The organism is Planobispora rosea, assembly GCF_014648175.1.
Lineage (GTDB): Bacteria > Actinomycetota > Actinomycetes > Streptosporangiales > Streptosporangiaceae > Planobispora > Planobispora rosea.
This window is the reverse complement of sequence record NZ_BMQP01000098.1, coordinates 1-6289: the sequence shown is the minus strand read 5'-3', so window position 1 is coordinate 6289 and position 6289 is coordinate 1. Positions and strand designations below refer to the sequence as shown.

The window sequence follows — 6289 nt, the reverse complement described above, 5'->3', positions numbered from 1 at the left end:
GGCCGGGGGCGCGGCGGCCCGCGCTGCATGAGCTGCCCGATCGAGCGCGACGGCATCTGAGCACGGCGCACTCCTCCTTCACCGCACCACCCCTTCCTGCCGGCACCCCGCTCCCCGCCCCGGCAGGAGCCCTCAACGCACTGATCCCCCAAGGGATCCTCATCACGGAGCCAACGACATGGCATTCAACCTGCGTAACCGCAGCTTCCTGAAGGAACTCGACTTCACTCCGGAGGAGTTCCGCTACCTGATCAAGCTCGCCGCCGACCTCAAGGCCGCCAAGTACGCCGGCACCGAGCGGCAGCGGCTCAGGGGCAAGAACATCGCCCTGATCTTCGAGAAGACCTCCACCCGCACGCGCTGCGCCTTCGAGGTCGGCGCTCTCGACCAGGGCGCCCACGTCACCTACCTCGACCCGTCCGGCTCGCAGATGGGCCACAAGGAGTCGGTCAAGGACACCGCCCGGGTGCTGGGGCGGATGTACGACGGCATCGAGTTCCGCGGCCGCAAGCAGGCCCACGTCGAGGAACTGGCCGCCCACTCCGGAGTGCCGGTCTGGAACGGCCTGACCGACGAGTGGCACCCCACCCAGATGCTCGCCGACATGCTCACCATGACCGAGCACAGCGACAAGCCCCTGCACCAGATCTCCTACGCCTACCTCGGCGACGCCCGCAACAACATGGGCAACTCCCTGCTGGTCACCGGCGCGATGTTCGGCATGGACGTACGCCTGGTGGCGCCCCGGTCACTGTGGCCCGACGAGGTCGCGGTCGTCAAGCCCGCCCGGGAACTGGCCGAGACCACCGGTGCGCGCATCACCGTCACCGAGGACGTCGCCGAGGGCGTACGCGGCGTCGACTTCCTCTACACCGACGTGTGGGTCTCCATGGGAGAGCCCAAGGAGGTCTGGGCCGAGCGCATCGAGCTGCTCATGCCGTACCAGGTCAATACCGCCCTGGTGGCGGCGACCGGCAACCCGGCCGTCAAGTTCATGCACTGCCTGCCGGCCTTCCACAACCGCGAGACCGCCGTCGGCGACGAGTTGTTCGTCAAGACCGGCCACGAGGCGCTGGAGGTCACCGAGGAGGTCTTCGAATCGCCCCGGTCCATCGTCTTCGACCAGGCCGAGAACCGCCTGCACACCATCAAGGCCGTCATGGTCGCCACCCTGGGGGGCTGAACGATGCGCGTACTGGTCGCCCTGGGGGGCAATGCGCTGCTGCAGCGCGGGCAGAGGCCCGACGCCGACCTGCAGCAGGACAACGTCTGCGTCGCCGCCGCCGCCCTGGCCGAACTGGCCCGCGAGCACGAGCTCGTCATCACCCACGGCAACGGCCCGCAGGTCGGGGTGCTGGCGCTGGAGAGCGCCAGTGACCCCAACCTCAGCCGGCCCTACCCGTTCGACACGCTCGGCGCGCAGACCCAGGGCATGATCGGCTACTGGATGCTCCAGGCGCTGCAGAACGCGCTTCCTGGCCGCCAGGTCATCTCCATGATCAACCAGACGCTGGTCTCCGCGGTGGATCCGGCCTTCACCGAGCCGACCAAGTTCGTCGGCCAGGTCTACGACCGGGAGGAGGCGGAGCGGCTGGCCGCGGAGAACGGCTGGACGGTCAGGCCCGACGGGCCGTACTGGCGCCGGGTCGTGCCCTCGCCCCGCCCTCAGCGGGTGGTGGAGACCCGGCTGATCCGCGGCCTGGTCCGCGACGGCGTCGTGGCGGTCTGCGCGGGCGGCGGCGGCATCCCGGTCATCCGCAACGAGAAGGGGCAGCTGCAGGGCATCGAGGCGGTCATCGACAAGGACCTGACCGGCTCGATGCTCGCCGAGGCACTCGAATGCGACGCCTTCCTGATCCTGACCGACGTGCCACGGGTCATGAAGGGCTTCGGCACCCCCGAGCAGCAGGAGATCCGCCACACCACCCCGCACGAGCTGCGGGAGCTGGACTTCCCCGCCGGATCGATGGGGCCGAAGGTCGAGGCGGCCTGCCACTTCGTGGAGACCACCGGCGACATGGCCGCGATCGGCCGGCTGGACCAGGCCCAGCAGATCCTGGAGGGGACGGCGGGCACCATCATCACCCCCAACGCCACCTGGCCCCTGGCCAGCACGTTGTGACCAACAGGTCCCGGGCGGCAGTCCACTGCCGCCCGGCAAGGGGACGTACGGCGCGTGCGGGCGGGACGAAGGTCCCTGTCCCCGGTGGGGCCATGGCGAAAGGCTGGAGCCCCGACCAGAGATAGGGAGCGACCTCGTCCCTCCCGTCTCGGGCCCTTGCGCGGCAGACCCGGGGCGGGACTCTCGCCGACAGTGGAGACGAGAGGGCACCCACGAGCTCAACGAGGTGATTGAGACGACCGACTCCCGTACGGGAGCCGCCCCTTCTGCCGACGTCCGGACAGCGATCGACGCCCTGGTGGGCAACGCGCTCAAGGCCGTCAAGAACATCTTCGCCTGCGAGCACACCACGCACAGCATGGCCGACCTCAAGACGGTCGGGGCCATCTCCCGGGACGAGATCAACGGGATCGTGGAGATCGCCGACCCGGTCGGCGTCGTCTGCGGCGTCACACCGGTCACCAACCCCACCTCGACGGAGGAACCCTCGCTGGAGGCGACGACCGCGCTCATGCACCACGACGGAGTCTCGGTCATCCTCGCCACCGGCGGGAACGGGATGGTCAGGGCGGCCTACTCGGCGGGCAAGCCGGCCCTGGGTGTCGGTGCGGGTAACGTCCCGGCCTGCATCGAGCGCAGTGCGAAACTGCGCCGCGCCGTACATGACATCGTGCTCTCCAAGACCTTCGACAACGGCATGATCTGCGCCTCCGAGCAGGCGGTCATCGTCGACGACGACGTCCACGACGCCGTCGTCGCCGAGTTCCGGCGGCTGCGCGCCCACGTGGCCACGCCCGCGGAGAAGAAGACGCTGGAGGAGTTCGTCTTCGGGGTGACCGCCCGCGGGGAGGGGTGCTCGGGAGCGAAGCTCAACCCCGAGGTGGTCGGCCGCTCCCCGACGTGGATCGCCGAGCGGGCCGGGTTCGCCGTCCCCGGCGAAGATCTACTTCGAGCCGAACGCGATCCGCTATCTCGCCGACATGCCGGAGGTCCGCCGCGTCACCGTCGTCACCGACCCCGTCATGACCCGGCTGGGCTACGTGGACCGGATCATCGATGTGCTGCAGCGCCGCGCCGAGCGGGTCGCCCTGCAGATCATCGACGATGTGGAGCCGGAGCCGAGCGTCGTGACGGTGGACCGGGGCGCCGAGTTGATGCGGGCCTTTCAGCCCGACACCATCGTCGCGCTGGGCGGCGGGTCGGCGATGGACGCGGCGAAGGTGATGTGGCTGCGCTATGAGCACCCGGAGGTCGTCTTCGCGGACATGAGGGAGAAGTTCTCCGACATCCGCAAGCGCGCCTTCCGGTTCCCGACGCTGAGGGAGCGGGCCCGCCTGGTGTGCGTGCCCACCACCTCGGGCACCGAGGCGGAGGTGACCCCGTTCGCCGTCGTCACCGACTCGGCCACCGGCAAGAAGTACCCGCTGGCCGACTACGCGCTCACCCCGAGCGTGGCGATCGTGGACCCGGTGCCGGCGGCCGAGCTGCCCCGCGTGGTCACCGCCGACAGCGGCTTCGACGCGCTGACCCACGCCATCGAGTCCTACGTGTCGGTCTACGCCAACGACTTCACCGATGGCCTGGCCCTGCAGGCGATCAAACTGATCTTCTCCCATCTGGAGCGGGCGGTGACGCGGGGCGCCGCCGCCCCCGAGGCCAGGGAGAAGACGCACAACGCCGGCACCATCGCGGGCATGGCTTTCGGCAACGCCTTCCTCGGCATCGTGCACGCCATGTCGCACACCCTGGGCGCCACCTTCCACGTGGCGCACGGACGCACCAGCGCGCTCCTGCTTTCGCATGTGATCCGCTACAACGGCACCGTGCCGGCGAAGCTGTCCGGCTGGCCGAAGTACGAAGACTACCGCGCCCCGGAACGCTTCCAGGAGATCGTCCGCACGCTCGGCCTGCCTGCCGGAACGGCCGACAAGGGAGTCGAGTCCCTGGCGGCGGCGGTGGAGCGCCTGCGCGACGCGGTGAGGATCGAGCGGTCGCTCAAGGAGATCGGCGTCGATGAGCGGACGTTCCTGGACGCGCTGCCGCAGCAGGCGATCAACGCTTACGAGGACCAGTGCGCCTCGGCCAACCCGCGCATGCCGATGCTGGACGACATGCAGGAGCTGATGCGGGCCGCCTACTACGGCCGCCGCGACGGTGATGCAGAGCAGGCTGCATGACTGGGCAGATCACACGATGGAGTAGGTCGCCGGGTCTGCCGCGCAGGTGGGTCCGGCGGCTTTCCCCAGCCGGGGGAACCGGTCCGGGATTCTTCGAGCAGTGTGTGAAAACCGTCCGACGTCTCTGGTCGCCGTCCGGGCCCGTGTCGCCGGCGGAGCGGCATCCGGCCGACCCGGTCCGGGATACCACCCGACCGGGTCGGCCGACGTGCTCACTCCTGTTCGGGAGTGAGCTGGAGGATCTCACCGTCCTGCCGGTCGCGTTCGACCTCCGCTGACCACTGCGCGGCGAGAGCAGCCAGTGCGCCGACCGCAGTCACGACAGGGGCGGCGATGAACGCCACCACCCCGACGGCGACCGGAATCTCCAGCACAGTGTGCCCGTGGGAGTTCTTCAGGTCCTCGCCGTCGGCGGGGAGGCCCCGCCAGGTACTTCCCGGTAAGGCCCAAAGTCCCTGTGGCCACGCGCCCTATGGTTCTGCCCGGCCCCGGCGCAGCGGTGGATCATCGGAATCCCCGAGGGGAGGAGGCGCCATGTCCGCGGTGATCGTCGATGGATTGCGCAAACACTACGGGCCCGTACGGGCGGTGGACGGAGTGAGCTTCACCGTCGCCGAAGGCGAGGTGTTCGCCCTGCTGGGGCCGGACGGCGCCGGCAAGACCACCACGGTGGAGATCCTGGAGGGCCATCGCGGCCGGGACGGCGGCACGGTGACAGGTCGGCGCTTACGGACGAAACGAAGTGCATCAGCATGACGGATACAGATCACAAGGCGCCTGCACTCATGTCCGGCCAGCGTCCACGCCGGATCCTGGACCGGATGCAGACACGCCTGATCAACCCGGTGGTCCGGCGGATACTGCGCACCCCATGGCATGATCTGATCTCCCGGTGGATCGTCCTGCTGACCGTCACCGGTCGGCGCAGCGGCGCCACCATCCTGGTCCCGACACAATACTCCCAGGACGGCCAGAGATTGACGCTGGTCAGCAAGCGGTCGCGGGCATGGTGGCGCAATCTGGAGAGCGGGGTCCCGCTGCGGCTCACCTTGCAGGGCGTCGAACGTTCCGGACGGGCGGATGTCAGCTACGACCCCGAACAGGTACAGGCCGTGCTACTGGCGATCGGGCGGGCCCTCGGCCGCGACGAGCCGATCATGCCGGTGGAGGAGGCCGCCGCGGTGGCCGCTCCCGGACGGGCCGGGCCACTGCTTCAGGCTGCTGCGATCGTAGCCGCCGGGACGGTCGAGGGCGCCGTCCTCGGGCTTGCCCAGGCGTATGCGCTGCGGGCGGCGCTACCCGCGCTGTCCACCCTCGCCTGGGTACGGGCGACCGCCGGGGGAGCGGCTGCCGCCTGGTTGATCGGCTGCCTGCCGATCGTGGCCGGTGACCGGTTCACGCGATGGCCGCCCGTGCTGCTGGTGCTGCTCGGTGTGATGCTGCTGACCTCCATGGGCGTTCTGCAATGGCGGGTGCTGCGCCGTCAGGTGAGCGGGGCCGCGTGGTGGGTGGCGGCGACGGCCGGGGCATGGCTGGTCGCGCTGGGCGGGTTCACCGCGATCACCACACCGCTGTGGCAGGAGGGACAGCCGGGCTGGCTGGTCGCGCTCATCGGGGTGCTCGGCGGCATGGTCATGGCAGTCACCGTCGCGGCGCTCACCGGCCTGGCTGTCCTGAGTTTCTTGCGAGGAACGCATCGGACTAGGTTGGGAGACGGCGGGATGTGACGGCGTCGATTCTCTAACCGCCGTCGAAGAACTGGATCTCCGTTGATGGCCGACCGGCCCACCCGGTCGAGGCGCTGAGCGCGGCCTCGGAGCAGGTGGACCTGGTCGTGGTGGGCTCCCGCGGCCGCGGTGCCCTCGGCTCCCTGGCGCTGGGCTCGGTCAGCCGCGGGGTTCTGCACCACGCCCGCGGCGCCGTGGCCGTGCGGTGGCGTCCCGGATGCGGTGTAAAAGACAGCGGGCGTAGGTTGCCGTGTTGAACCGAC

Annotated in this window: 6 protein-coding genes and 2 pseudogenes; 7 read left to right on the top strand and 1 reads right to left on the bottom strand. The window is 69.8% G+C overall.

Annotated elements, in window-relative coordinates; translation table 11 throughout:
* Positions 1 to 178 precede the first annotated feature (178 nt).
* The 4 genes and pseudogenes from argF to IEZ08_RS38745 all read left to right on the top strand — a co-directional run bounded on the left by argF (position 179) and on the right by IEZ08_RS38745 (position 4299).
* Positions 179 to 1183 (top strand): ornithine carbamoyltransferase, encoded by a 1005-nt coding sequence (gene argF / locus IEZ08_RS38755; RefSeq protein WP_189244214.1) that lies wholly within the window; start codon positions 179 to 181, stop codon positions 1181 to 1183.
* 3 nt (positions 1184 to 1186) lie between these two features.
* A complete protein-coding gene (gene arcC, locus IEZ08_RS38750; RefSeq protein WP_068923089.1) occupies positions 1187 to 2122 on the top strand; it encodes a carbamate kinase in 936 nt (311 codons plus the stop codon).
* 358 nt (positions 2123 to 2480) lie between these two features.
* Positions 2481 to 2831: pseudogene (locus IEZ08_RS40575) on the top strand (bifunctional acetaldehyde-CoA/alcohol dehydrogenase); the annotation flags it as partial.
* 271 nt (positions 2832 to 3102) lie between these two features.
* On the top strand, positions 3103 to 4299 hold the full coding sequence (locus IEZ08_RS38745; protein WP_229803960.1) for an iron-containing alcohol dehydrogenase: 1197 nt from the start codon (positions 3103 to 3105) through the stop codon (positions 4297 to 4299).
* Positions 4300 to 4511: 212 nt separating this feature from the next.
* Here IEZ08_RS38745 and IEZ08_RS38740 read toward each other — a convergent pair whose 3' ends face one another.
* Entirely contained in the window at positions 4512 to 4697 is a 186-nt protein-coding gene (locus IEZ08_RS38740; protein ID WP_084780016.1) for a DUF4342 domain-containing protein, read from the bottom strand.
* 136 nt (positions 4698 to 4833) lie between these two features.
* Between IEZ08_RS38740 and IEZ08_RS38735 the strand changes: the two genes are divergently transcribed.
* The 3 genes and pseudogenes from IEZ08_RS38735 to IEZ08_RS38725 all read left to right on the top strand — a co-directional run.
* Positions 4834 to 5055, top strand: coding sequence for an ATP-binding cassette domain-containing protein (locus tag IEZ08_RS38735; protein ID WP_068923092.1), 222 nt, complete (start codon positions 4834 to 4836; stop codon positions 5053 to 5055).
* Positions 5056 to 5120: 65 nt separating this feature from the next.
* Entirely contained in the window at positions 5121 to 6026 is a 906-nt protein-coding gene (locus IEZ08_RS38730; protein ID WP_189244213.1) for a PNPOx family protein, read from the top strand.
* A gap of 44 nt (positions 6027 to 6070) precedes the next feature.
* Positions 6071 to 6283 (top strand): annotated as a pseudogene (locus IEZ08_RS38725) (universal stress protein); the annotation flags it as partial.
* Between the last annotated feature and the right edge of the window lie 6 nt (positions 6284 to 6289).

Excerpts from the sequence above, each read along its gene's own strand:
- argF (WP_189244214.1), top strand. The coding sequence starts at position 179 with ATGGCATTCAACCTGCGTAACCGCAGCTTCCTGAAGGAACTCGACTTC.
- arcC (WP_068923089.1), top strand. The coding sequence starts at position 1,187 with ATGCGCGTACTGGTCGCCCTGGGGGGCAATGCGCTGCTGCAGCGCGGG.
- IEZ08_RS38745 (WP_229803960.1), top strand. The coding sequence starts at position 3,103 with ATGCCGGAGGTCCGCCGCGTCACCGTCGTCACCGACCCCGTCATGACC.
- IEZ08_RS38735 (WP_068923092.1), top strand. The coding sequence starts at position 4,834 with ATGTCCGCGGTGATCGTCGATGGATTGCGCAAACACTACGGGCCCGTA.
- IEZ08_RS38730 (WP_189244213.1), top strand. The coding sequence starts at position 5,121 with ATGCAGACACGCCTGATCAACCCGGTGGTCCGGCGGATACTGCGCACC.